Source organism: Paenibacillus contaminans, from assembly GCF_003285015.1.
GTDB lineage: Bacteria > Bacillota > Bacilli > Paenibacillales > NBRC-103111 > Paenibacillus_V > Paenibacillus_V contaminans.
This window is the reverse complement of sequence record NZ_QMFB01000020.1, coordinates 127,213-152,880: the sequence shown is the minus strand read 5'-3', so window position 1 is coordinate 152,880 and position 25,668 is coordinate 127,213. Positions and strand designations below refer to the sequence as shown.

Below are 25,668 nucleotides of genomic sequence, written 5' to 3'. Positions count from 1 at the left end.
TATACAGAGGGTGCTCGTACTATTCAAAGCCGAAATCTTAGCACCTACAGGAATGCTATTAGTGAGGAAAACGAAATGAGTAGTGTTGTTCTCCTCACTGTTCGTTTAAACACAGGTAAAAAGGTGAAAAATAGTGAGGCTGCCCTCATAAAGAGTGAGGTTATCCTTACTATTCTGAATTGGAGGAAGGTAGAACTAAAAATAGCAGGTGTAATCGAGCGGCCAATGGCCGAAGGAACAAAGTAGTTGGTACTCGAGGGATGGCGGATGTTACTTTGCATAAAGTCAGTTGGCAGACGACGTACGCGGCATATGTACTACGGCATTGGATAAACGGTATATGGTTAGTTGGCGGATGATAGGGCACGGCGTAGGGATAAGCGGCGTACGGTTAGTTGGCGGATTATAGGGCACGGCGTACGGACTACGGCAGTCGGTTCATGGCAAACGGTTAGTCAGCAGACGACATGCACTGCGTACGGTATACGGTAGTCGGTTCATGGCAAATGGTTAGTCGGCAGACAACATGCACGGCTTATGGTATACGGCAGTCGGTTCATGGCAAATGGTTAGTCGGCAGACGACATGCACTGTGTACGGTATAAGGTAGTCGGTTCATGGCGAATGGTTAGTCGGCAGACGACATGCTCAGCTTAGGACTACGGCAGTCGGTTCCCAGCAGACGGGCTGTGGCAGACCGCAGTCGCCAAAGGGCTCTTCACTTAATCGTCAGAATTCCTGACGCTAAGTGAAGAGCCCTGCAGCCTGCGAAGGCTACAGCTCCTCCAGCAGGTCGCCGGCGAGGAGCGATGCCGGCGACGTGCGCTTGAGCGCGGCACGGTCGCCTGCCGCGCCATGCATGTAGACGCCGAGGCAGGCAGCCTGTGCGGCGTCGAACCCTTGCGAGAGCAGGCTGGCGATGATGCCTGCGAGCACGTCGCCCGCGCCGGCGGTCGCCATCCCCGCATTACCGTTTACGTTGACGTAAACGGCTCCATCCGGGGTGGCGACGACGGTGCGCGCGCCCTTCAGCACGAGCGTCACGCCGTGCTGCTCCGCGTAGCGGCGCGCGAGCCCGATGCGGTCGCGCTGCACCTCGCGCGTCGAGACGCCGGCGAGCCGCGCCATTTCGCCCGGATGCGGCGTCAGCACCGTCGCCGCGCGGCGGGGCTGCCAATCGGCGAAGTCGGGCGCTTCCGCGAGCATGTTGAGCGCGTCGGCGTCGAGCACGAGCGGGCAGCCCGCCCCCTCCCAAAGGCCGCGCAGCCACTGGCTGTCTCCTTCGTAGCGGCCCATGCCGGGACCGAGCGCGAGCGCGTCGCAATCCTCGGCAAGCGCGAGGATCGCCTCGGCGTTGACATGCGTCCAGTCGCCGTGGCCGGCGTCCGCCAAGCCTGCGAGCATCGCCTCGGGCACCCGCCCGAGAAGATGTGTCGCAAGGCTGGCTGGCACGGCCCATGTGGCGAGGCCGCAGCCCGCTCTGAGCGCCGCTTTGGCGCACAGCAGCCCGGCTCCGCTCATCCGCTTCGTTCCGGCGGCGATCAGCGTATGGCCGTAGCTGCCCTTGTGGGTATCCGCGCGGCGTTCCCGGCTGACGTCGATGCCGAGCGGACCGTTAAGCGCAGCTTCGTCTAGGATCATCGTTCGTACGCCGAGCGAAGCGGCCAAGCCGGCCGGGATTCCGATCGGCCTGACGACGACGTGTCCGGCCGTTTCCGCGCCCGGATACTGCACCAGTCCACGCTTCAAGAAGGCAAGCGCAACCGTTCGCTCCGCCCGGATGCACGGCTCATGCGTCTCGCCTGTGGCGGCATCGAGTCCGCTCGGGATATCCGCCGCCACGATCGGCAGCGCGCTCGCATTCGCCTCGCGGATCAACGCGGCATAAGGCTCGCGCGGTGCGCCTCGCGTACCTGTGCCGAGCAGCGCGTCGACGACGCCCGTATAGCGGCCCCATGCGATCTTCTGCTCCCAGCAGTGGATCAACTGCAGTCCGAAGCGTACGGCGATGTCGTGCTGCTGTGCCGCTTCCGGGCTCATCCGCTCGGGAGGCTCGGCTAGCGCCACCTCGACGGCAATGCCGGCTTCGCTCAAGTGGCGGGCGGCCACGAAGCCGTCGCCGCCGTTATTGCCTTTGCCGGCAAGGACGAGCCAACGCTCCGCTGCGCTTTTTCGCCCCGCCTCGGCGATCCAGGTTGCAATTTGACGGGCGATTTCGCGCCCGGCATTCTCCATCAGGGCAGCCTGCGGGATGCCGATGGTTTCTATAGTGTGGTTATCCAAGCGGCGCATTTCTTCTGCCGTAACGATATACATGGAGATTCTCCTTTCAGGATCGCGAGCGAAAGCTGACGCGAAAGGCGCCTAGGCCGGCACCGGGATTGAACGTGTTTCGTCTATGCTCGGATTTTCCGATATAAAGGGCGTTCGCCCTTCGTGTTTTGAATATATTTCGTGTACAATGACAGAAACGGCTGCGTGAAGCTGCCAATAGGAAGGAAGATCCGTATGGGCGTCAAATATGCGCGTGAATTTTCAGATATAATCGAAGATTTGACAACAGCGATAGGAAATATCGAGGGCTGCCATGTATTGCTCGAAATGTCCGACGAGGATTGGGGAGGACTCGAAATCGACGAGCGGCGGGACTGCTTGCAAACGCTGGCCGACGATGTATTCTATGGTCTCGGCTCCGACCCCGTCATGAAATTCGAACGCACGATGTTTACTTATGATAAGGGAAGCCATACCATCAGAGTCTCGGACGGCGATAAACTGATCCAAGTCGTCAGGCTCATTTAAGGGCTTTTCCTTTCGGTCAATCCCTGTTTTGGTAGCCGAGTAGCGATCCGTTTCCGCCGCGAATTATCCTTAGGTCTCGGACGGCGATAAACTGATCCAAGTCGTCAGGCTCATTTAAGGGCCTTTCCTTTCGGTCAATCCCGGCTTTGGATAACGAGCAGCAGTCCGGTTTCCGTCGTGACGAAGCCTTCGGCGTCATTCAGCACATTGCTGATGCCGAGCGATTGGCCAAGCCGGAGCGTCGCGCGATGAAGCGGATATTGGAAGCCTTCGAGCGTGATGCCGGTTACTTCAAGGCTGAGCGGGAGCAAAGAAACATGCGTAAAATTGCTCTCGCTCTTGGAGATCCGCAAGGTTTCTCCTTCGCCGGTCAGCGCGATACGGTTATGGTCATCCGCGATTACGGCTTGTACGCCGCAATCCCGCGCCTTGCGCAGCAAATGCATATTGGCCAGAGAATGATCCATACGGGTGCCTAGCGCGCCCAGCAGGAGCAACTCGTCCGGACACTGAGAGAGCGCCCATTCGACGGCCATCTCCGTATCCGTAAAATCCTTGTATACGGGATCGCAGCTGATCAGCTCCTCGCTGACTTCGCCGATCTGCGCCAATTCCTCGCTGCTGACGGAGTCGAAATCCCCGATTGCGAGACGCGGCTTCAAGCCGTTCGCGACGAGAAAGCGGGCTCCGCTGTCGGCGCCTACCAGCCAATCGCCTTCGCTAATGTACGATAGAGCCCACTCGCCTAAACGCCCTCCGGAAAATATAATAATTCGCTTGATAGCCAATCTGCTTTCCTTCTTTCTTCGACCGCGAGCCGGAGCGGGGCATGAGTAACGGCTCACCATCATTCGACAATGATGAAGTTTACTATTATTTTATAAGGATTTCCGCTAGCTTTCCACTACAACAACGATAACTGGACATTGAATATACGGCTTCGGCGGTTGTATAATGAGTTACCGGACGACTTAGGCCGATATCTTTCATCATTATTCTTCCATAGATCGACAAGTTTCGCAAACTGGCCGGATGAGTCCACTCCAATGAAGCGCGATTGATCGGCGGAATACGCAAGCGGTTACATATTATCGGCGGCAACCAACCATAAGCGAGAGGATGAGCAGGGATGATTCGCAAGCTTGAGCATATCGGCATTTGGTGCAAAAATATGGACGAGTCCATACGCTTCTATACGGAGGTCCTGGGCATGAAGCTCGTTGACCGGGTACGGATCGACGCGGATCTGGAGCTCGGCTTTCTGGCGTTTGCCGGCTCCGAGGACGTACAGCTGGAGCTGATCAGCCGCGGCTACGAAGGGCAGCCCGACAACGGAATCGTTCATCATATTGCGTTCACCGTCAACGATATCGAAGCGGAAGTGGAGCGTCTGAAAGAGCTGGGCGTCAAAATGCTCGACCAAACGCCGCGGGTTATTTTGAACGGCGTCAAGATCGCCTTTTTCTTCGGACCCGACGGCGAGCGGCTGGAGTTTTTCCAACCGGTTGCATAAGCGTGACATGCTCGAACAACCCTTTGAAAGCTTTTCAAAGGGTTGTTTTTCATAAATACGGCAAGGTTGATGCTCAACCGCCGAACGATTCGCGGAACGCCTTGCCGAGCGTATCGCGCTCGACATTCCATAATTCGGAGATTTCGGGACAAACATTCTCATCCCACCAGTCGGCAAGCGCTTTGCGGTTGCTGCCGTTTTCATGAATCCACAGCAAGTTGAGCAAGACCTTCTTGGCGTACAATTGCTCGGCTTTCTCAAGCTGCTCCGGCGGTATCCATATTTTCAGCTTTTTGATCGTCCGGTACAGCTCCTTATTGCAGGCACGCCGTATCCCTCTGGCGGTAGGAAGCGCGGGGGCATGTTTTTCGTTCCGTTGATTGTGCATGCGAATTCCACCAGTCCTTTTTGCTATATATGTATGCAGGGAAGGGAAATTGGGCGACAGCGGCGGAAAAAGGGAAAACGGAACATTTATCCAGCAGCTTCTGTTTTACGTCAAAGCGGAAAAGTGTTATAATGGTTGGAAAATGTCGAAAAATATCGTATGAGCCGGTTAGCCGTTAGCGGATGGTCGTGCGACACACTTTAGGAGGATTATCATGAAACACGAAGTCAAGATTTTGGACTGTACGATTCGTGACGGAGGTCTTTGCAACAATTGGGATTTCAGCGTGGAGTTCGTACGTGACTTGTATGAGGGACTTAACGCCGCGGGCGTCGAATACATGGAAATCGGTTATAAAAATTCCCCGAAGCTGCTTAAAGGCAGCGATGCAGGACCATGGCGCTTCCTGGACGAAAAATTCCTGCGTGAAGTGATTCCGAACAAAAAGAATACGAAGCTTTCCGCGCTTGTCGATATCGGCCGCGTCGACGAGAACGACATCCTGCCGCGTTCCGAGAGCATGCTGGATCTGATCCGCGTCGCTTGCTACATCAAAGATTTGGACAAGGCTCTCGAGCTTGTAAACAAATTCCACAGCATGGGCTACGAAACGTCGCTTAACATCATGGCGCTGTCTCATGTAATGGAGCACGAGCTGATGGCCGCTTTTGCAGAAATTGAGGCAAGTCCGGTAGACGTCGTTTACATCGTCGACTCCTACGGCAGCATGCACAGCAAAGACATCGGCGTGCTCGTGGAGAAGTTCAAGACGAACCTGCCGAACAAAATGCTCGGCGTACACATGCACAACAACATGCAGCTGGCGTTCGCCAATACGCTTATGGGTGTAGAGAAGGGCGCCGTATTCCTTGACTCCTCCGTGTACGGCATGGGCCGCGCGGCAGGCAACTGCAATACCGAGCTGCTTGTGGGCAACCTGAAAAATACGCGTTACGAGCTCCGTCCGGTGCTCGGCGTCATCGAGAAGCACATGATCAAGATCCGCGAGAAAACAGAGTGGGGCTACATCATTCCTTACATGGTGGCAGGCGTGCTTAACGAGCATCCGCGTGTAGCTATGGCGCTTCGCGACAGCGACGAGAAGGACAACTTCACCGAGTTCTACGACAGATTGACGACAGTCGAGCCGGCTATGAAGTAATTTGAATAAGGAACGCTCTCCTTGCAATTGGCGGGGAGGGCGTTTTTTTTCAAAATATAAGACTTTATATGTTTCACACATATTTCAAAGGTAAACGCGCGCGTCCAGCTTATGCTTACGATGTCGCTTTCTTCGAAAGCGTTTATCCTTGACCGCAATATACCCAAAAAGGATGAATGGATATGCGAATAGGCTTGGTTCGCCATTATAAAGTAAACAAACAGAATCCGCGGAAGCTGCTTGTCTCGACGGAAGAAGCATTGCAATGGTTTCGAGAGTACGATGAAAGCGATATTGAATCGGGAGAAACGGATTTGGGCGGAATCGATTGGGAGCATTGCTATTCCAGCGACCTGAAACGAGCGATCCATACGGCACAGCGTATCTATGAAGGCACCATAAGCCAAACGGAGGTTTTAAGGGAAATTCCGCTGCCTCCGCTGCGGGTAAGCATAAAATTGCCTTTTATGTTCTGGGTGCTTCTTCTTGGTTTGTCGCGGCATACGAATCGCCAGGCCCGCGCGGTCATGGAAACTACGAAGCTTAACATTAATAGGTTTTTGGACGAACTGACGGCATCAGGCAGACAAAATGTGCTGATCGTCAGTCATGGCGCATTAATGGCCGAATTCAGAAAGGAACTCAAGCGGAGAGGATTCCGCAGTCCGAGGTTTACGTACCCGGAAAACGGGAAGCTGTATATTTTTGAAAGGTAGCCGGGTGAACCGGTTTTGCTTGTTGTCGATCCGTACAAGGATAAACGGGGCTAAGAGGGCCGGTTGGGCTAAAAATTGGAGCTTGCAGTTCCCGTATCAAATGTTTGATGGAAAAATATTGCCATTTTATTCAAGTTTATTCCGGTGCCATGTATTGCCCTTGATTATTGAATTTCACGTATGATCCGTTTGCTGATTCCATACCGATCGCTTCCTTTGTCGGCACATCTTTGATCTTATAAATCCTTGTTCCTGCTATGAAGTGATTTGAGAAATTCTTGGAGTAAACCCCTTCCGTTTTTTCGAATTTATCAACTTGGCCAATGGAATCTTCTACCTCAGCTTTCTCCTCCGATAACTTATAGATATCGCCCTCCCAAACGACGAAGTGAAAAGCCCAGTCTCCACTTGATGCATTCCCCATTTTCGTTTTTTTCGAGCTGCACGCAGAGATCATACATATGAATATCACCCCGACGATCAAAAGCGTAATTTTGCGCATTCAATCCGCCCCCTTTATATAAAGTCCTACCGTTACTAACGACGAATGTTAAAGAGATGTTTCAACAACAAAATCTCCCGTCACGAAGACTGAGTGGAATAGTTTTAAATAAAAACTATTAAAAAAGAGAGATTGTATAGGGAGTTAATGATTAACTCGATATACAATCTCTTTTTAATTTGGTAAAATATTGAATATGTATTTACATCCAGTACAATTTCGCAACCGCTTGATTCGGCTTCTTGTTGTTCTCATCTTGTTTGAAGGAATCTGCAACAGCGCTTTCTTCCATACGGGACAAGCCAAAGGAGCTTAAAGAGGAAGGGCTTGCGGAAGACTTTTTGAGATGCTTAACGGCATTGCGTAGTCCAGCTGAATGAATGACTAACTGCATGATATCACCTTACCTTCCATATTATTCAATAATTATTTTACACCATTAATAATTAGAAAGTAAGGGGGTATTTCCTTGAGAAGTAAAATATTTACTAGATTTAGTTTGTCGGCATTTATCGGCATTCAAATATGGATTATGTATCTCATGTTTAGTTTCCCCGTTTTAGGTATTAACCTACAAAGAGATGGTAATGGTAATTGGGTGATTAACGAGCTTGACACCAGAAATATGGCAGAGCCTTATTTAGGATTGAGAATCGGCGATATCATTACGGAGATCAATGGCCTGGATACGGACGATTACAAAAGCGTCAGGCAGGTTAGAACGATCGATCAAGCTGAAAAGATAGCGTATAAAAGAGACGGGGTCACATACGAGGTAACTACAGAAAATATTCCTAAAATTTCAGCTATTGATCTATTTGCTTTATCTGGAGAAGCTATCACTCTGGTAATTGCTTTCCTTTTGTATAGAAAAACAGCCGACTCTATCTCTGCCCGATACCTTTCATTGGTCTTTTTCAATACCGCTGTCATTTTTATATCGCTATGCGGTTCGATGAGAGGAGACGAGCTCGCGAGAGTGCTGATGGGCGTTTCTATGCAATTGCTGCCTATTGCATTTTTGCATTTTCTAATCATTTTCTTCAAAGAAAAAGGGGGAATTCAGTTACCCGTTAACAATTTTAAGTATTTATATTTGATCAGCGCTCTATGCTTTGCAATAGAATTGAATCTGTATGTTCCCACCGAGGCGACTTATTACATACACAAATACATTACAACATTGACTATGCTGATTTTTATATCGGGGATTACAATTAATTTGTTCATTCTAACCTCAATGTTTATCAAATACCGTAAGGTGAAAAGTTATTTATCTACAATAATTAAAACGGTATGGGCTTCTTTATTTGTGTCGTTTTTACCAATCGCAATGTTCTCGTTTATCCCTAGAATTTTTTATCATATGGATTTGGTAGACCCTTTCTATATGGGCTGGTTCATTCTGTTTTTTCCGATAACCTTCGCCTACCTTATCATGACCAAGCAGCTTTACGACATCGATATCGTCGTGCGGCGCATCGTGTTTTCCGTTGCAATCGCGATTGTTCCGAGTCTTGTCATAACCGGAATTGTGAAGGTTTTGACCTTGGACGATCCCAAATTTACATGGGAACGCTTCCTGTTCTTCTTCATTGCCGCGACAATGATTATGGCGTTCTCGATTTACTCTTTCGAATATTTTACGAATAAGCTGATGCCGGTTCTTTTTCCGCGCAAGCATATGCTGCAAAATTCGATCAAGCAAATCGCCAGAAAGCTCGGGTTTATTTCCAGCTTTCGCGAGATTAAGGATATCGTCCTGGTCGATATCGTCCGGACGCTGGATGTGTACGGCGGAGCCGTCGTTTTTAAATATAGGGAAATGATGGAGGTCATCAGCGAGGGAGAGATCGATACGGACACGGTCGAACGGCTGGTGACGGCGGATACGCTCGAGCATCCCGATTATACCTGCTTTGAAATCGTCCGCAATGACAAGTATTCGTGCTGCCTGATTATGACGAAGAAAAGGACGGGGACGCTGCTGGGGGCGGAGGAGCTGCAGTGGCTGAATATGATTATTTCGTATTTGGCGGTGAGCCTCGAGAACGTCTACCTTATTCGCGAACTGATGATGAAGCTGCAGCAGATGGCTTCGCAAATTCAGGACGAGAAGGTGGCGAAGGAGTTCGCCTGGTTCCGCAAGCTTTCGTTCGAGCTGCAGGAGAAGGAGCGTCAGCGCATTGCGGCCGATCTTCACGACTCGACGCTGCAGGATTTGTTTTTCCTCAAAAGACGGCTCCGCACGTTTATGGACAAGTACGGACTAACCGACGAAGCGGTCAAGCAAATGAACGGCTTCATCGAATATATCGAAACGATCAATATGACGCTGCGGGAAAGCTGCTTCGAGCTGCATCCGTATTTGCTGAAGGAAATCGGACTCGTGCGAACGATCGAGAAGCTTATAGAGCGGGAGAGTTATACTTGCAAAACCGCGCTGCATTTTCAAGCCGAACAGGACGAGCAGATCGAAGAGCTTCCGATGGAAACGAAAAAGCATCTTTTTCGAATCGTCCAAGAGCTCATTACGAACGCCAAAAAGCACGCCGAAGCGGACAACGTCCGCATCCGTCTGTCTGCAAGCGATAAGGGCTTGCTGCTCGTTTACGAGGATGACGGAGTCGGGTTCGACGAATCGCAGGTTAAGGCTAAGGACGTCGGATCCGGCGGAATGGGCGTCGAGCAGATTAAAAGCCGCATTTTCCACCTGAACGGGAGGATGAAGCTTCAAACAAGTCCGGGCAAAGGCGTACGCGTTCGCATCGAGCTGCCGGCAGCAGGCCATAGCTTGGAATCGTTCGAATCGGGGGCATAGCCGCGAATGATGGACGCAAGGGTGCATGTTGGCATGAATCAAGCGCGGTTCGCCGAAATCGAGCCCGGACCGCTAATGAATCGAAACCGTATTCCGCCGTTTTGAGGGAGGGCTTACTTGTGGTAGAATACAGGGAGGGAAGAGCGAGCAAAACGGTAGGAAAGTAGGGTGGAGATGGGCGAGCTGATTCATGAAATACTCATGTTCCTGACCAAGCTTGGCGGTTGGGGCGTGATGCTCGGCTTGATGATCGAGGTCATTCCGAGCGAGATTGTTCTGGCTTACGCAGGCTTTCTCGTGCAGCGCGGCGATTTGAACTTTTTTGAGGCCGTTCTGTTCGGTACGGTGGGCGGCGTAGTCGCGCAAATTTTCGTGTATTGGGTAGGCCGTTATGGCGGAAGGCCCGTGCTGGAACGGTACGGCAAGTACATACTGATCCGGAAGCATCATATCGACGTAGCGGAAAATTGGTTTAACAAATATGGAACAGGCGTTATTTTTACGGCGAGATTTATCCCTGTCGTTCGTCATGCGATTTCCGTCCCGGCAGGTTTGGCGCGGATGCCGCTTAGCCGTTTTACGCTGCTGACGACGCTGGCCGTCATTCCTTGGTCGATTCTCTTCGTTTGGCTCGGCAAAAGCGTCGGCGAAAACTGGGAGCATGTCGACGAGAAAGCCGCACCGTATGTGATGCCGTTTATTTGGGTGTCCGTCGGCTTGACCGTTCTGTATGTCGCTTACAAAGTTTTTATGGCGAAGCGCAGCAAGAAGTCCGGGCAAGGACACGGTTACGTAGGCGAGAAGCATACGGCGGAGAAGCTCCAGACGCTCGGCAGCGAGTATAAGGTGCTGAACGGCAGACATGTCAAAGCCAGAACCGGCGCGCAGGAGATCGACCACTTGATCGTCGGACCGAACGGCATTTTTCATATCGAGACGAAAAACTGGGAAGGCCGCATCCGCTTTACCGATAAGGGAGCCGAGCGCGGTGACGGTCACCAAGAGGACCCGACCGCTTTGCTTTACCGTCACGAGTACGTGCTGAAGGAGCTGCTTCGCGGGAATAAGCTGAACGCCGATGTCGTCGGCATTTTATGCTTCTCCAATCCGCATTGCGAGTTGAACGGCAGCGCTCCGGCTTTCGTAACCGTCAAGCTTGACGGTCTTGTTCAGGCGATACAATCGCATAAGTCTAAGCATGCATTGTCTTCAGAAGAGGTGCGCACCATCGTGAAGCTTCTGCAGGATCACAGCACCCCGAGTCAATCGGCTTAAGGAACGGCGAAGATTCGCCGTTTATGCTTAGCGCAGGCAATCATACAACTACCATTTCAGGAGGTCATTTCGATGGCAAAAGATTTAGCGAGCAAGCTTGGCACCGGCCTCAAGCCGCAGCAATTTATCGATTCGATGGAGAAAAATCAAGAGCAGTTCCTCGACTGGCACAATAAGTTCGAGTGGGAGAATGAGGACGTCAAATACTATTTCGAATCGCTCAAAAACCGCGACGATCTGCGTTGTCTCATTCTTGCCGCCGACTGGTGCGGAGACGTCGTCCGCAACATTCCGGTCGTGTTCCGCGCGCTGGAGAACAGTGGCATTCCGACGGAAGTGCTCGTTATGGAGCAGAATCTGGACGTGATGGATCAATTTCTGACTTACGGCGGGCGTTCGATTCCGGTTGTCATTTTTACGGATACTGGCGGTTATGTGCTCGGTAAATGGGGGCCGCGTCCGAAGCATGTGCAAGCGGTCATGGCGGCTTTCAAGCAGGAGAATCCGGATCGCGAAGCGGCGGATTACAATGACAAGCTGCAAGTAACGCGCGCCGAAATGATGCGCCAATACGGCGAAGGCACCGGCTATCAGAAGGTGATCGTGCAGGAGCTGCGCGAGCTGATCGCATCGTTCTAAAAACAATAAGAGAAACGCCCGCTACGACCGGCTCGCCGATCCTGCGGGCGTTTGCCGCGAAATGAGGGGACAATATGGCGATAACCATCCAATCTTTTGTACTCGGTCCCGTGCAGACGAATGCATACCTGCTGACCAATGAAGAGACCAAGAAGGCGATCATTATCGATCCGGGCATGAACCCGGCTTCGCTTATCCGCAAGCTGGACGGCTTGGAGATCGAGGCGATTTTGCTGACGCACGCTCATTTCGACCATATCGGCGGAGTGGACGAGATTCGCAAGCTGAAGGGCTGTCCGGTTTATCTGCACGATTTGGAGGCCGATTGGCTGACGGATCCGAAACGCAACGGCTCTCTCCGATGGCCGGAGCTGGGCGTGACGATCAGCTCGGATCCTGCGGAATACGCGCTCGACGACAGGATGACGCTTAACTTGATCGGCACGACGTTTAAGGTGATGCATACGCCGGGCCATTCCCCGGGGAGCGTCAGCTTTCTGATGGACAACCATTTGTTCGGGGGCGACGTGCTGTTCCGCCAATCGGTCGGGCGGACCGATCTGCCGGGTGGAAATGCGGACGTTTTGTACGACTCCATCCACGAGAAACTGTTCACGCTGGACGACGGGGTAATCGTCTACCCGGGTCACGGGCCGCGTACGACGATCGGTTACGAACGGGACAATAATCCATACGTATAGGATGAATGCGGATGCTCCGGGGGGAGACGAATACCCCGGAGCATTCGTCCATTAATAGGCGGGCTTTGTCTTGAAGGGCCGAAAAGCCGCGTCACTGCGTGGTCCGGCTGGGCAAAAGACTATTTTTCGGCTTCTGGGTAAACACCGTGTTTGCACCTGATGAAAACCCATAGACTGTTGATGTATTCAAAATGTCTAGGAGGTGCGAACCACTTGGAAAAAGGATATCATCAGAAAATATCTACTCAGCAAATCGTTCAAGGGCCGGCACAGCAGCAAGTGAACGTATACGAGTTCGACCACAACAACGTATTCGAAATGTCGAAGCCTTTTACCGGCGCAATGCCGACCTATCAAGCTCCCGTGGCAATGCCTACCTATCAGGCTCCTATGGCAATGCCGACTTATCAAGCACCGGTCGCAGCTGCTCCAGTGTACGCTAAACCGTATCATCATCACCATCATCACCATTGCCCGCCTAAATCATGCGGCGGAGGGTATACGACGACAGGCGTTATCCTTGTATTGTTCATTCTGCTGGTCATCGTTTCCCGTGCCCGCGGGCTCTGATTTGGCCGACATTTTAATCTCCATACAGTTGAACCGCGATCGCAAGCCCCCGCCTATACCGGAGCGTATAGGCGGGGGTTGTTGCGTTAACGGGCAATTTGATCATTTAGGAAATGAAACGAAGGGATTTCCTTGGTTAAACGGGGAGCAGTTTCCGATTAACCGAGATTAAGATTGAATTCACTTACGCGTACCTTTGTTTAGCGGCACGACGGTGACTGCTAGTAGAATACGTCCTCTTTGTTTTTTTACGTAGAAATTAATAAATCCTAGCTTATATTTACATACATACAGTATGTATGTTAAAATCGGGTTATTATCAAGCAGAGGAGAACACGATATGAAAATTTCAAGTTTCTATCCGGTAATTCTGACTGAGCAGGTGGCTGCAAGCGCTGAGTTTTATCGAAATCATTTTGGATTTGAGACCGTATTCGAAGCCGATTGGTATGTAAGCCTGCGATTGCCGCGTGATGATAAAACGGAATTCGAGCTGGCGATCCTGATGTCGGGACATCCTACCGTTCCTGCGGCCTACCGGCAATCGGTGAACGGACTCATTCTCAACTTTGAGGTGGACGACGTCGACGCGGAGTACGAAAGGCTCATTACCCGGGAGAAACTTCCCCTGCAGCTCGATATCCGGAACGAAGAGTTCGGACAAAGGCATTTTATTACGAGCGACCCAAACGGCGTATTGATCGATGTGATCAAAATCATCCCTCCTTCCGACGCATATAGCGAGCAGTACACGGAGAAGTTATGGACGGAAACGGAAAAGCCGTTAAACTTTTGAAGTTTGTTGCGAAATAACGAAAAACGGGAGCGTTATGCGAGCATGAAAAGAAGCAAGGAAGAAGCGTTTGAAACGATTGTCAAGCTGGTTGAAGTGGCCAGAAAGCACTTTACGGAGCGCGGGTATGCGGAATCGTCGATGGAGGAAATGGTGGCTGAGGCCAAGCTGACGCGAGGCGCTCTCTACCATCATTTCGGCAGCAAGAAGGGGTTGTTTCAAGCTGTGCTGGAGTCCATTCAAACGGAGATCGGGGAACGGGTTGAAGCGGAAGCTGCTCAAAGCGATGATCCATGGGAGCAACTGATTCTAGGATGCCGCGCTTTTGTCGCAGCAGCTGTCGAGCCGCGAATCAGACGGATTCTGCTCATTGACGGTCCGGCTGTGTTGGGTTGGGACGCCTGGCGCAGGATGGATGAGGAGAACTCGATGCGGCATTTACGCGAGCAGTTGCAGTTCATGCAGCGGGAAGGCTGCCTTAAGCCGGTACCTTTAGATGCCATGACCCATTTTCTCTCAGGCGCCCTGAATGAGTCTGCTTTATGGATCGCACAAAGTCCGGATGACGGCCAGTCATTGGAGGAAACGATGACCGTAATCTCTCATTTTCTCAAAGGCTTCGATAACGATAAGGTCCGCAATTCCGAATCGTAGGATCGGGTCATGCGTTCGAAAAGCCGGCCTCCAGACGATAACTTTTCCGAATGTGAATATCCCCTTTAGATACACCTGCTGTCAAACGAAAATGGAATGGTGCAAGAGCTTCTTGCACCATTCTTGATACGATTGCACTAGCGTATCTGTAAGTTTAGTTTCAAAATAATTCGAGGACGTCCAAATTATTACTTACAGTAATTATCTTTTCTGTATATCCACAATTCGCAGTGAAATGGGGAAGCTTTATAAGATTGTACTCTTTATTCCACTCTAAAAGGTTCTTGACACCTTCGTAAGTTTCCCGCTTTTTACTTGGGACAACTCCTGAAATACGTTCTTCGTATCTCTTCCATATTCTCGATTCTTGAACAGACAAGGGGGGCATAAGAACAATAATATTGTTCGCAGCTGAAAAACTGGGTTCTACCCAAGATCTATATACACCCTCTATGATCCATGAATCTTGGCTGACAATTTCTCTAAGTTTTTGATCCCGCTGTTGTTCCGGAGCCTTTACTCCATAAACATCTACTTCATTGTCCCAAAAAATATCGTCTAAATCGTAATGGGGGATCGTAAGCTTTTGACTTAATAGTGCCGCTATGTATGATTTACCACTTCCAGCACCACCAATAATATGTATTCTTATCAAAATCCCTCCTGTTCAGTTGAATTATTTTACCATAATTATACACATAGTGTGGTGACAGCGTAGAAGATTATTCGTATTCTAAGCCGTTTTTTAAGAGCTCTTGTGCTTAATGGAGGTGTTTTTTTGTCTAATGTCCCCAATTATAAAGAATTCTTGGTTCCATTTTTAATACATCTTGCTGATGGAAACTATCATACGATTAATTCTATAATCGATGAACTAGCAGATCATTTTAACCTTTCTGAGACGGATAAAAGTGAACGGGTGAGATGTGGGAGACAATTTAAATATCGAAACCGGATAATATCGGCTAGGACCTGCTTATTAAAAACAGGTTATGTGGAATACATAGCTGACAATAATATTATTATCACTGAAAAAGGAATAACATATTTGAAAATGGCGACAAAATTGAAGAAAACACCACGACGTCAGCCGATAAGTAGGTTCAACTGTTTTTGTTCACCTAACGACACGGAATTGTTAAGTGTTAGGATCACTAGTAATATTGTAGAATACTAGCCATACTTAATACTTAAGTTACAGGGGATTTATTACAAAGAGGGGTAACGTACTATGCATTACGACGTAATTGTAATTGGAGCAGGTTCGATGGGGATGGCGGCAGGTTATTTTTTATCAAAGAGCGGGAAACGAACGTTACTAGTAGATTCCTTTAACCCGCCCCATAACAAAGGGAGTCATCACGGAGAAACGAGAATCATTCGACATGCGTATGGTGAAGGTGAAAAATACGTTCCTTTGGCGCTCAAGGCTCAGGAATTATGGAACGACTTAGAGAAAATGTCAGGAAAACAATTATTTCTCCCAACCGGGGTTTTAAACGTGGGTTACGAAAAAACGGATTTTATCCAGAATATCATCTCAAGTTCAAAAACCTATTCATTACCGCTTGAGATTTTAGATTCAATTGAAGTGAATAAGCGTTGGCCGGGCATCACTTTACCTAACAAGTACATTGGTTGCTTCGAACCGACATCAGGAGTGCTGAAATGTGAGGAATGCATTGAAGCATATCGAGAACTTGCAGAGCGAAACGGAGCTACCATCTTAACGAATAGTAGAGTGAAAGAATTAAAGGTTCATGATAAAAAAGTTTCCATCAAAACCGATGATCATACTTTTCATGCCAATGCATTAGTGGTTTCAGCAGGAGCCTGGTCAGGAAGTCTCCTTTCCATGTTGGATTTACATCTTCCGCTAAAACCAGTAAGAAAAACATTTGCTTGGTTTGATGCCAATGAAGATTTGTATAATCATAAGGATTTTCCTGCCTTTTCGTTTGAGACAACTCAAGGACATTATTATGGTTTTCCAAGCATCGATGGTTCCGGATTAAAAGTAGGCCGACATGATGGAGGAGAAACAATCAATCCAGATGAAGCCATCATGGGTTTTGGTGAACTAGAGAAAGACGCGACGGAGTTAAGACAATTTTTACATCACTATATGCCTTATACACAACAATTGAAGTACGGTAAAACCTGTATGTACACACTGACTCCAGATGAAGATTTCATTATCGATTTGCATCCTACGTATTTAAACGTTGCCATTGCATCAGGCTTCTCAGGACATGGCTTTAAATTTAGCAGTGCAGTTGGACAGATTTTAAGTGAATTGATTATTTTAGGGAAGACTGAACAAAACATCTCCCCTTTTTCAATAGAACGATTTAATTAAACATTCTTTAACGAACGGTCATGATAGCAATAAGAAAACCGGTTCGAGGCAGCCGAGATGAATCGGAAACCTGCTTAGGGAGAGTGGAATTAATGGAAATAAAAGTTGATGATTTGACTGGTACTGAAATAATTGCATTGGTTAGTGAGCACTTACAAAGCATGTTCGAACAATCCCCGGCAGAGAGTGTTCACGCGTTAGATTTAAATGGATTAAGGGGACCGGACATTACCCTCTGGAGTGCCTGGGAACAGGGGGAAATCTTAGGTTGTGGTGCTCTTAAAGACTTGGGTAACCATCACGGTGAACTTAAATCAATGCGGACTTCTACAAAGCATCTGCGAAAGGGCGTGGCATCTAAATTGCTTGCTCATATCATTGAGGAAGCAAGACAGCTAGGCTATCGTCGTTTGAGTCTAGAAACGGGATCTACGGAAGGTTTCGCAGCGGCGAGGAAATTATACGAACAATTCGGGTTTGAATATTGTGGTCCGTTTGCGGATTACCTTGAAGATCCCCACAGTGTTTTTATGACAAAAGAAATTGCAAACTAACTTCAAAACAGGCCAAATCGAGATTTGCTCTTAGTTGCGGTATTGGATTCAACTGTTGTTTATGAATCCGTTCGTGGGCAAGGTTTACAAAGAACCTTTCATGAGTTGAGGGAACAAAGTGCTAAAGTAAATGGGTGTGATAACTTGAAACCAGGCCAGTGTTAATAATCTAGAAGCTACTGGTGTTTCCACGCCCAATTTATAGAGGGAAAATCAGACACTGTTATGTAAAACGACTCTTAGGGCCAGAGGCTAAATAGGTGAAATCAGTGTGCACACATCACGCTAACGGATACAAATGACAACAGGCTGCCGACATGTGAACGGTAGCCTTTTCAGCTAACAGAATTGCTTTTATAACCTAACCTTTTGGAGGGTAAAGGATTGTGGTTCCGATTTATGGATGGGTAAGTAGTGGTGTATTCGTACTCATGGTCATCTCACTATTTATTTTATTCAATAGATATAGAAAAAATGGGAAAAAGCCAAATACATATATAATCGTTACTCTTTGTATAGTATTGGTAACCTCAATTTGTTTCGCATTAAAAGCGAAAGATGAAAAACATCGGAATGAAATAACCAGTAAGATTATTAGTCAGGGAGGTCAGGTAATCTCTATAGTATCAATAAATAAGGAAAATACCCCCTTCGCTAAATTAGATAATAAAATTGCTAAACGAAAAGATGACTATTATATAGTGAAATATACTATAAATGATGAATTTAAAATTGCCTGGTTTAAGGGGGATAATGCATTTTATCGAGATCCTCCAACTCTTGAGTCAGAAAAATGGATATTTGACAAGTAATTATCCCCCCCTGTGAAGACAATGCTTCTTCTAACGAATACGATTGCGAAATAAATAACAGGAGCAGGCGCCAAGGCGACCTGCTCCTGATCGTTGAAGTAACGGACAGGATAGCGTAGTAAAATAAGAGGAAACGTTTGGATTGATGTTTAGAGGAACTGGGGTGGGATTATAGCAATTCTTTATTGGATTAAGCCAGAAATATTCTGGAAAATTAAAGGTCTTCTCCAGTGGAGAATCAAAGATGAAACAGCGTATCAAGAATTAGTTGATCATTTTAATACAGTCAATGGTACAAACTTTGAATATTAAGCTACGGGTACGTAGCTCAATAAATACATGACGGCAGCCGGCCAGTTTATTCGTGAACATTTAATGGGCTACCTTGAGATCTGATGCGGGTAATTTGATATTTACAATGAAACCTTTTCCAGATATTTACGTCCAATCTTATCAAGTGGAGGTGTTTAATTTGCTAAATAATCTGACATGTGTCTTCGCTCACCCAGATGATGAATTTTTGGCGGCTGGATTGCTTGCACGTGCTAAAAGAATTGGTTACAAGACCCATATTATATGTGGTACAAACGGAGAGAGGGGGAGATTAAAGGGTCAAAACTTTTTGGGTGATAAAACTGAGGATTTAGTTACTATACGAAATAGAGAGTTTAAAAAATCAAGCAAACTATTGGAGGTTGATTCACTGAAATACCTTAATTTGCCTGATAATAAGGCCGCGCAATGGAATTTATACGATGCCGTAGGTGAGTTAGAATCAATTTTGCTAAATATCGGCCCTTCTATTATTGTTACTTTTAATAAAAATGGAGGAAACAACCATCCGGACCATATAGGGATACATAACATTACAGTGAAAGCATTTAAAAAAATAGCATCACAGAATTATAAATTGTATTTCGGGACTCTCTTTCCAAAGCAGTATTCACAAGCGAACAACATTTTACAAGTTCCCCCACAAATCATTGATAAAATTACTATCGATGATAATGAAGTTTCAAAAATAATTAAGTTATCAAATGATGAATATAAATTAAAACTCAATGTTATTGATGTATACAGAAGCCAGTTCCCAGATGAACATGGATTATATTATAAAATGCCTTTGAAGTTTCTCGAAATGATGGCTAAGTATGAATGTTACGAAGCGTTTGATATAGAAGAAAATCAAGATATCGAAATTGTAAATATGCTTTAGATTGATATTCATGACTATTTTACCCAGGTTGAATCGATTGACTTTTATAAATAAACCAATCAAAACACAAGATATTTGGTGATAACGGAGTATTGTTTTGGATAAAAGAGATTTAAACTAACGGGTAAAGAAAGTATGGAGCTGCCGCAGGGTAGCTCCACTTTTATACTCATTGATGTAACGGGAGTTATGTGCAAAAAGGAATTTCGGAAGATACGCGGAAGTTTAAGATGTTAGTTAATAATTAAAGTGTGGAGGAAAACAGTATGTGGACGGATCTTATAAAGGAACTTACACAGGATTATAAGTTTTATGTACCAGCCACAGAATCTCAACTGTTAGAAGTGGAAAATTCAATGAATATCGAACTACCAGTTTCTTTGAAAGAATTATTGCAGGAGAGTAACGGAGTAACTGATGAATATGGAACTAGTATTATTTGGACACTTGAACGGATAAAAAAAGACAATCTTGAATTTAGAAGTAATGATGATTTTAAAGAACTCTATATGCCATTTGATCATCTTTTGTTTTTCTCTGATGCTGGAAATGGTGATCAGTTTGCTTTTCCTATCCTAAACGGGAAGATTATAAAAGATGATATCTATGTATGGAACCATGAAGATGATAGTAGAACATGGATCAGTTCTTCTTTATCAAGTTTTATAAAAGGCTGGTTAAATGGGGCAATTAGTGTTTAAAATCATACACGAAATCATTAAGCTAAACGGGTACGTTTGTTCATTAAATGTAATATAATTGAAATCTTACTTTCATCCAGGGTTAATAAATCAAGCCTATAATAAACAATGACCCCCTTTTAAAATATAAACCTTAGACCCGCAGCCCGTTGCTGAGGGTCTCTTTTTTGCTGTTGAATGAGCTTACTGGCAGTTATCTTCAATTAAAGCTTAAAAGTTTTCAAAACAAATTCCGACAGATTTTGCGTCTGCAATCTGATATACTTGTGAATAGTCCCGTCTTGTTGAGGGCATAATGTTTTAAACTTTGGAGGTTATTTACTCATGGAAACAGGTACTGTCAAATGGTTTAATGCTGAAAAAGGGTTTGGCTTTATTCAAAGGGAGAGCGGCGAAGATGTATTCGTTCATTTTTCCGCCATTCAAGGCGAAGGTTACAAATCTTTGGACGAAGGACAACGCGTTGAATTCAATGTTGTTAAAGGCCAGCGTGGACCTCAAGCGGAGAATGTTGTAAAACTGTAATAATGACATCATAGCCTGTTCCCGACGATATGTCTGGAGCAGGCTTTTTATTATCTCTTGCCCATGAAATTACTGAACTAACGGGTAACGTTAGTGTGGAGCTGTCGCAAGGACAGCTCCTATTTGATGTTCATTAAAGTAACGGGCAGTTTTGCTGAATAGATCTTGAAATAAGGAATTTAATTATACATATACCTACTGCATACTAATTTCTTCCACTTGCTGAGTAAGTGGAGCATCTGACCTCTCACGGTTGGGCTGCGGTCAAGAAAGGATAAAAAATCGTCAGGTAAATTTGCCTGGTGGTCCTTCGTTGTGAGGGAAGGAGAAATCCGGCAGATGCGATTGTGATCAAAAACCACCGATGACGCACGTGCGTCATCGGTGGTTTTTGATCATTTTCATAAGTTCAGGAGGGGGCCGTGGTGCAATAGCGATGTTTTAATCACTTCGTTGGACAGAGTATTGCGTGAAATGGCCACCACCACACGGGAACGGCCATTCTTCGTATCCATTTCCGCACCCGACTTACTTGACCGGCCCCATCCAGGTTGTAATCGTCTTCCTCTGGTGCGGCAACGGCGCTTTCAGCTTTCCGTTATCGATCAAATGCTTCAAAATATAAGCGACCAACCGGCCTCCACCGGTATTCCCTCTCACCATGTAAGCAATCTGCGGCTCCAAATGCTTCGGCTGATTTTGCAGGAACAGCTTGAGCATTTGATCGTAGAGCTTGCCGACAGCAGGCGCATACAGGGCGGACAAATCCGGCATTGCCTTGTTCAACCGATCCAGCGTTTGCGGAGAGTCGATCCAAACCGCATTGAACTTGTACCCCTCCTCCGTCTTGCGGATGTACCCCTTCTCCAGCAGGAACGAATATTGCTCGCTGTTCCCTTCGTTGTCGGGCAGTTCCCCTTGTTGGAACGCATGGCAAACCTCGACATTCCGATATTCCAGGAAACGCCAATCCACCTGGCGGTCGCTCCAGTACGTATTGAATTGCCACAAGTATAAGGGACTGTCTTCGACGTAGCGGATGCTCGGACCGAAGGTGACGTAACTACTCAGATCAAAACCCGGATCGGCATTGCGGCTCCGGTTCAACGCCGCATAGGCGATATACTGACCTCCGTCCTTTCGCATCGGCGCGACCGCATCGAAGTTGTCGCCCGCCGGCATGCTCCGCCAGGATTGCTCCTCGACGTTCTTGGGCAGCAAGGTCCAGAGCAGGAAGTTATAGTCGCCGTCCGGAACGTACACTCCGCTATCCTCGACTTGCCGGCGAACTTCAATTAACGCGTCGAAATGAACATCGGCCACTTCGGCGGCGCACTCTTGCCAGAATCGATGACCAGCTACGGCCAACTCGAAGAGGTCCCAGACGATGGTATTGCTTTGATATTTGCCGGGAGAGGTTTGGATGAGAAAATTGTAATCGGCCAGGTGCTGGACTTCGCCTTCCAGCAAAGACGGCGGCATTCCGAGCTCCTCCGCGATTTGATGGACGGTATGCGCCTTGTGATAAGCCGCGTAAACGATATTTTGCGCCAAGGCGCGTCCAAGAAAATCGTTGGTTTCGCCCAGTCTGCCGGCCGAACCGGAATGGCCCATTTCCCCCATGCTGACCGGATTGACACTCAAAGTTCCTGTTGCGCGCATACGTTTCATCCCTTTCCTTAACTCCTTTTTGGCCTCGCTCAGATGCCACTTCACCGTGTTGACAGGAATGTTCAGAGCAATCGCGATATCGCCGATTTTAAGCTCGTCGTAGTAATACATGACCACGATCCGGCGATGGATGTCGGACAGAAACGCGACTTCCCGGCGCAGCTCGCGGTAAGCTTCGGTTACCAGCAGCTGGTCAAGCGGCTCCCGGGAACAGTCGGCCGACAGTTCGGACATGCCGTTGATTTCGATCGTTTGGGGAGCGTGCGCACGCTTTTTCAACCAATTCACCCAAGTGTATCGGGCAACCGTCCAGACGTAAGCCTCCAGGCATCGAATGTCCCTCACCCCGGAGAAGGATTTCAACAATTGCAGCATAATCTCCTGAGCCAGATCCTCCGCCTCCGCCCGCTGCTTGACCCGGTTCAACGCAAAACCGAAAATCGGTTTGACATAGCTCCGAATAGCTTCCGCCGCTTCTTTTCCGTTCTTCCCGATCGAATCCATCTTTCGCCTCCGCAGTTGCATCTGTAATTCCTGACAATCAAATAGTGTGCCAGGCGAAATAAAGGTTGGGATATTTTCAAAAAAATTTGGACGTCCTACCGGATCACACATACATGTACAATTACAAACATCACGGATAGGTCATTTGAATGGTTAAAGAGACGTTATGAACTTTTTGTTGAGTATAATGGAACAAGAATTAAACAAGCTGAAGATTACTTAAGATTTAAGGGTCTCACTTTTAGTATATAAAGATACTTTTTTCCGTTCAACTAAGGTACGTTAGTTCAACAACACAGCCGCAGTCTAATACTTTATTTTCTCGTTCAGAGTTGCCGCCGATGAAAATATTGGGGTCAGTCTAAAACTTATTTTTCAATACCTGATGTTTTTCAAACTCTGAAACAGCGTCAAATAACCCAACCCAGTCTAATACTTTATTTTCTTTGGCCACGAAACGTTAAGCTAACGGAGTACGATAGCACAAAAAAACGAGGCTCCCGGCAGTCTCGTTTTTTTATTAGCAGCACCCCTAGTAGCGCATGTCTTATTAAGCTAGAAAATATAAACGTCCACTAAAAAGCGTTTGCCCCTAGATTACTCTTAGAGTTTTCCTCAATCGCGATCCTTGTAAAAATCCTTATAGATTAAAAAGAACGGTAGCTGCCAATGTAGTTGTCGACGCCGTAAGGCGCTTTAGGAACGACGATGCTTGCGATCAAATAAACGAACACGACAGTTCCGAAACTGATGCATGCCGCAATAATAACGAGCAAACGCACGATCGTTGCGTCCATGCCGAGCCGTTCCGCTAATCCGCCGCATAAGCCGGTAATTTTGTTGTCCGTTCTCGAGCGAAATAATCTATTCATGAATATCCATCTCCTTCAAAGTGGCGCCGCTGCGCTTGTAATATCTTTATTGTAAACGACGCGTGCAGCCATCGAAACGGACCCGGGTCGGTCGGCCGGGCTAGGCATAAGTCCAGTAGTAATTCGTTCGGAGGGTGGGCATAAGAATCGCCGCCGCTAAGCGAGCAGGTGGAAGCCTCAACCTCATTAGTAACGGGAGGTTACCCGCAACATACTCGTTATGATGTGCGTCTATTATTATGGAAATTATTTGTAACCCGGGAGAGGGGGAAGATTAAGCAAGGAACGTATGTCGCATTAGTAAAAATGACCGTTATGTAACGACCATATCCATAATACGAGAGGAACTAGAAATTTGGATAGATTACAGTTAGAAAAAGTCGAAATCCCTAACAATATTATCGAATATATGGAAGAGGGTACGTGGGAATGTCTCGACTATAAACCTTTTGTGATACATATATCCAGCGTTGTAAATAAGGGAAATGAAACGTTGAGTTATTCACTAGAGTTTTCGCCAACTGATGGTTTTGAAAAACTTAATCGCAAATTAGAGGAAGTGCCGTATATTTCTGACGGATACGGTTGGACCAATTACATCCTTGATAAACTTAAACAAGAAAAAGTTGTTCTTGAAGAAGTCATTGAAAGCGATTCTGAATCTGAAACTTGTGTTTTGACAGCGATTAACGAAAACGATTTTAGAATACTGCTGCAAAAAGTATCTCTTTATGTCAGAGAGCTTTTACTAACGAAAATCAGTGATAACAGGGAAGAAAATACAAAAACCATAACGATCAGCCGATTTTGGAGTCACGAAGATGAAGACGATGGAATATCCAAACCTGAGATCATGTTTAGAAGACCACGTGTGGACTACAGAATTAGCGAATATATATGGTCTTTTCTGGAAAGCAATCTGTTGATTCAAAAAAGGATTTTACAAAAAAACAGTATGGCGATAACTTTGTTTATGGGGCCGATAAAGAAACATCATAAGTTCTTTTATGATTCCGCATATAACACAGAGACCAAGAAGTTCCACCCGGCGATGAGGGGGAGTAAACTGAAGGATATCAGTATATCGTGCAGTTATAATGGTTTTAATGAAAAAATGTCGCCCGCAGAATATGCGGATATTGTTTATGATATGTACTGTTCATTTTTAGTAGACAGCTTTAAAAAAATAACGAAGGAAGAGTGTGATGAGTTAAAAGGGATGCTCGATTTTGATGTCATCCATTCGTTTGAATTTCCTGCAACTTTTGATAATCAGAAGTACAGTGCAGATGGAGGCGGATATGGTGGCAGAACTGTAAATGGAATTGTGGATGAAAAGGCTGTTCCCTATAATTATCGGGAAGCCTACATGAACCAATTTGGATAGTTACAATGCCTTATGATGCTCGTACTTCTTCGCGTTTCACTGAAATCCGGTAAAAAGAACGGAATGCCATTTAGTAGGTTATTATGACTGTAGCCAGAGGTGAAGCTGAATGATTGACATGCAGTATATAAACGATCTTGAGGCAGAGATGGATGTAATGAAGCTTGTAGGTAATTATCAAGAAATAAAATCAATCCTGCAGCAGTACCCTCAGGAACAGTGGTCATATGAAATGATTTTAGCCTATGCAAGGGCACTGAACTACCTGCAAGATTATTCTGACCAGACCAATCCATTTGAGCAAGCATACGGGCTGCTGCAAACTGTTTCTGATCAGGGAATTACGGACGCTGAATGGCATTTAATCATGGCTTCTGTTAGTTTTAATCTACAACTTTACGCTGAGGCAGTAAAACATGCGGAACAAGCAAATACGATCGTAGCTGGCTGTGCTGATGATATGCTTGAGTTGTACTCACAATATGATTAGTAGAACGCTTCTAAAATAACGTTCTTGTTTATCAATCGCTC

27 protein-coding genes and 2 pseudogenes are annotated in these 25,668 nt (G+C 47.0%); 22 read left to right on the top strand and 7 right to left on the bottom strand.

Translation table 11 applies throughout. The features are described 5' to 3' along the window. A partial coding sequence (locus DQG23_RS43100; RefSeq protein ID WP_238178071.1) for a hypothetical protein occupies positions 1-246 on the top strand: 246 nt, incomplete at its 5' end. Between the two features lie 528 nt (positions 247-774). On the opposite strand, the gene DQG23_RS28400 is transcribed toward DQG23_RS43100, so the two are convergent. Then, the gene (locus DQG23_RS28400; RefSeq protein WP_113034421.1) at positions 775-2,316 is read right to left on the bottom strand and encodes an NAD(P)H-hydrate dehydratase; all 1,542 of its coding nucleotides are present in this window, start codon (positions 2,314-2,316) and stop codon (positions 775-777) included. Positions 2,317-2,508: 192 nt separating this feature from the next. Here DQG23_RS28400 and DQG23_RS28395 point away from each other — a divergent pair, with 192 nt between their 5' ends. Further along, positions 2,509-2,802, top strand: a complete 294-nt coding sequence (locus DQG23_RS28395; protein ID WP_113034420.1) for a hypothetical protein — start codon at positions 2,509-2,511, stop codon at positions 2,800-2,802. 134 nt (positions 2,803-2,936) lie between these two features. On the opposite strand, the gene DQG23_RS28390 is transcribed toward DQG23_RS28395, so the two are convergent. Continuing rightward, on the bottom strand, positions 2,937-3,590 hold the full coding sequence (locus DQG23_RS28390) for a thiamine diphosphokinase (RefSeq protein WP_192894650.1): 654 nt from the start codon (positions 3,588-3,590) through the stop codon (positions 2,937-2,939). Positions 3,591-3,931: 341 nt separating this feature from the next. On the opposite strand from DQG23_RS28390, the gene DQG23_RS28385 reads away from it, so the two are divergent. Next, positions 3,932-4,315, top strand: coding sequence for a VOC family protein (locus tag DQG23_RS28385; RefSeq protein ID WP_113034418.1), 384 nt, complete (start codon positions 3,932-3,934; stop codon positions 4,313-4,315). Between the two features lie 73 nt (positions 4,316-4,388). On the opposite strand, the gene DQG23_RS28380 is transcribed toward DQG23_RS28385, so the two are convergent. Next, positions 4,389-4,703: a dehydrogenase gene (locus DQG23_RS28380; RefSeq protein WP_113034417.1), complete on the bottom strand. Its 315-nt coding sequence runs from the start codon at positions 4,701-4,703 to the stop codon at positions 4,389-4,391. 214 nt (positions 4,704-4,917) lie between these two features. Here DQG23_RS28380 and DQG23_RS28375 point away from each other — a divergent pair, with 214 nt between their 5' ends. Then, positions 4,918-5,865 carry an aldolase catalytic domain-containing protein gene (locus DQG23_RS28375; RefSeq protein ID WP_113034416.1) on the top strand — a complete coding sequence of 316 codons (948 nt, stop codon included), beginning with the start codon at positions 4,918-4,920 and terminating at the stop codon, positions 5,863-5,865. A 182-nt stretch (positions 5,866-6,047) separates the two neighbouring features. Next, complete coding sequence (locus DQG23_RS28370; RefSeq protein ID WP_113034415.1) at positions 6,048-6,581, top strand: histidine phosphatase family protein; 534 nt, start codon at positions 6,048-6,050, stop codon at positions 6,579-6,581. A 136-nt stretch (positions 6,582-6,717) separates the two neighbouring features. On the opposite strand, the gene DQG23_RS28365 is transcribed toward DQG23_RS28370, so the two are convergent. Then, positions 6,718-7,083 carry a hypothetical protein gene (locus DQG23_RS28365; RefSeq protein ID WP_113034414.1) on the bottom strand — a complete coding sequence of 122 codons (366 nt, stop codon included), beginning with the start codon at positions 7,081-7,083 and terminating at the stop codon, positions 6,718-6,720. A gap of 1,366 nt (positions 7,084-8,449) precedes the next feature. On the opposite strand from DQG23_RS28365, the gene DQG23_RS42300 reads away from it, so the two are divergent. The 8 genes and pseudogenes from DQG23_RS42300 to DQG23_RS28325 all read left to right on the top strand — a co-directional run bounded on the left by DQG23_RS42300 (position 8,450) and on the right by DQG23_RS28325 (position 14,536). Then, a complete protein-coding gene (locus DQG23_RS42300) occupies positions 8,450-9,904 on the top strand; it encodes a sensor histidine kinase (protein ID WP_158560738.1) in 1,455 nt (484 codons plus the stop codon). 174 nt (positions 9,905-10,078) lie between these two features. Beyond that, positions 10,079-10,672 (top strand): annotated as a pseudogene (uptA, locus tag DQG23_RS43095) (undecaprenyl phosphate transporter UptA); the annotation flags it as partial. Then, positions 10,655-11,179, top strand: coding sequence for a nuclease-related domain-containing protein (locus tag DQG23_RS43090; protein WP_238178076.1), 525 nt, complete (start codon positions 10,655-10,657; stop codon positions 11,177-11,179). The pseudogene uptA and the gene DQG23_RS43090, both read left to right, overlap by 18 nt. A gap of 72 nt (positions 11,180-11,251) precedes the next feature. Further along, positions 11,252-11,818, top strand: a complete 567-nt coding sequence (locus DQG23_RS28345) for a thioredoxin family protein (protein WP_113034410.1) — start codon at positions 11,252-11,254, stop codon at positions 11,816-11,818. 74 nt (positions 11,819-11,892) lie between these two features. Next, the gene (locus DQG23_RS28340; RefSeq protein ID WP_113034409.1) at positions 11,893-12,519 is read left to right on the top strand and encodes an MBL fold metallo-hydrolase; all 627 of its coding nucleotides are present in this window, start codon (positions 11,893-11,895) and stop codon (positions 12,517-12,519) included. A gap of 489 nt (positions 12,520-13,008) precedes the next feature. Next, a pseudogene (locus DQG23_RS43085) lies at positions 13,009-13,089 on the top strand (YjcZ family sporulation protein); the annotation flags it as partial. 340 nt (positions 13,090-13,429) lie between these two features. Beyond that, positions 13,430-13,885: a VOC family protein gene (locus DQG23_RS28330; protein ID WP_113034407.1), complete on the top strand. Its 456-nt coding sequence runs from the start codon at positions 13,430-13,432 to the stop codon at positions 13,883-13,885. Between the two features lie 42 nt (positions 13,886-13,927). After that, positions 13,928-14,536 (top strand): TetR/AcrR family transcriptional regulator, encoded by a 609-nt coding sequence (locus tag DQG23_RS28325; RefSeq protein ID WP_113034406.1) that lies wholly within the window; start codon positions 13,928-13,930, stop codon positions 14,534-14,536. A 160-nt stretch (positions 14,537-14,696) separates the two neighbouring features. On the opposite strand, the gene DQG23_RS28320 is transcribed toward DQG23_RS28325, so the two are convergent. Next, a complete protein-coding gene (locus DQG23_RS28320; RefSeq protein ID WP_113034405.1) occupies positions 14,697-15,191 on the bottom strand; it encodes a P-loop NTPase family protein in 495 nt (164 codons plus the stop codon). Between the two features lie 102 nt (positions 15,192-15,293). On the opposite strand from DQG23_RS28320, the gene DQG23_RS43835 reads away from it, so the two are divergent. The 7 genes from DQG23_RS43835 to DQG23_RS28285 all read left to right on the top strand — a co-directional run bounded on the left by DQG23_RS43835 (position 15,294) and on the right by DQG23_RS28285 (position 20,703). After that, a complete protein-coding gene (locus tag DQG23_RS43835) occupies positions 15,294-15,713 on the top strand; it encodes a winged helix-turn-helix domain-containing protein (RefSeq protein ID WP_420330257.1) in 420 nt (139 codons plus the stop codon). Between the two features lie 54 nt (positions 15,714-15,767). Further along, positions 15,768-16,895 (top strand): N-methyl-L-tryptophan oxidase, encoded by a 1,128-nt coding sequence (gene solA, locus DQG23_RS28310; protein ID WP_113034403.1) that lies wholly within the window; start codon positions 15,768-15,770, stop codon positions 16,893-16,895. A 92-nt stretch (positions 16,896-16,987) separates the two neighbouring features. Beyond that, entirely contained in the window at positions 16,988-17,449 is a 462-nt protein-coding gene (locus DQG23_RS28305) for a GNAT family N-acetyltransferase (RefSeq protein ID WP_113034402.1), read from the top strand. Between the two features lie 386 nt (positions 17,450-17,835). Then, positions 17,836-18,261, top strand: a complete 426-nt coding sequence (locus tag DQG23_RS28300; RefSeq protein ID WP_113034401.1) for a hypothetical protein — start codon at positions 17,836-17,838, stop codon at positions 18,259-18,261. A 472-nt stretch (positions 18,262-18,733) separates the two neighbouring features. Next, the gene (locus tag DQG23_RS28295) at positions 18,734-19,477 is read left to right on the top strand and encodes a PIG-L family deacetylase (RefSeq protein WP_158560736.1); all 744 of its coding nucleotides are present in this window, start codon (positions 18,734-18,736) and stop codon (positions 19,475-19,477) included. Between the two features lie 266 nt (positions 19,478-19,743). Continuing rightward, the gene (locus DQG23_RS28290; protein WP_113034399.1) at positions 19,744-20,178 is read left to right on the top strand and encodes an SMI1/KNR4 family protein; all 435 of its coding nucleotides are present in this window, start codon (positions 19,744-19,746) and stop codon (positions 20,176-20,178) included. 324 nt (positions 20,179-20,502) lie between these two features. Beyond that, positions 20,503-20,703, top strand: coding sequence for a cold-shock protein (locus DQG23_RS28285; RefSeq protein ID WP_113034398.1), 201 nt, complete (start codon positions 20,503-20,505; stop codon positions 20,701-20,703). A 528-nt stretch (positions 20,704-21,231) separates the two neighbouring features. On the opposite strand, the gene DQG23_RS28280 is transcribed toward DQG23_RS28285, so the two are convergent. Both DQG23_RS28280 and DQG23_RS28275 read right to left on the bottom strand, forming a co-directional pair. After that, positions 21,232-22,878: an RNA polymerase sigma factor gene (locus DQG23_RS28280; protein ID WP_158560735.1), complete on the bottom strand. Its 1,647-nt coding sequence runs from the start codon at positions 22,876-22,878 to the stop codon at positions 21,232-21,234. Between the two features lie 647 nt (positions 22,879-23,525). Beyond that, positions 23,526-23,750 (bottom strand): PspC domain-containing protein, encoded by a 225-nt coding sequence (locus DQG23_RS28275; RefSeq protein WP_113034396.1) that lies wholly within the window; start codon positions 23,748-23,750, stop codon positions 23,526-23,528. A gap of 355 nt (positions 23,751-24,105) precedes the next feature. On the opposite strand from DQG23_RS28275, the gene DQG23_RS28270 reads away from it, so the two are divergent. Further along, complete coding sequence (locus tag DQG23_RS28270; RefSeq protein WP_113034395.1) at positions 24,106-25,137, top strand: hypothetical protein; 1,032 nt, start codon at positions 24,106-24,108, stop codon at positions 25,135-25,137. A 109-nt stretch (positions 25,138-25,246) separates the two neighbouring features. Further along, positions 25,247-25,627, top strand: coding sequence for a hypothetical protein (locus DQG23_RS28265; protein ID WP_113034394.1), 381 nt, complete (start codon positions 25,247-25,249; stop codon positions 25,625-25,627). Positions 25,628-25,668 lie beyond the last annotated feature (41 nt).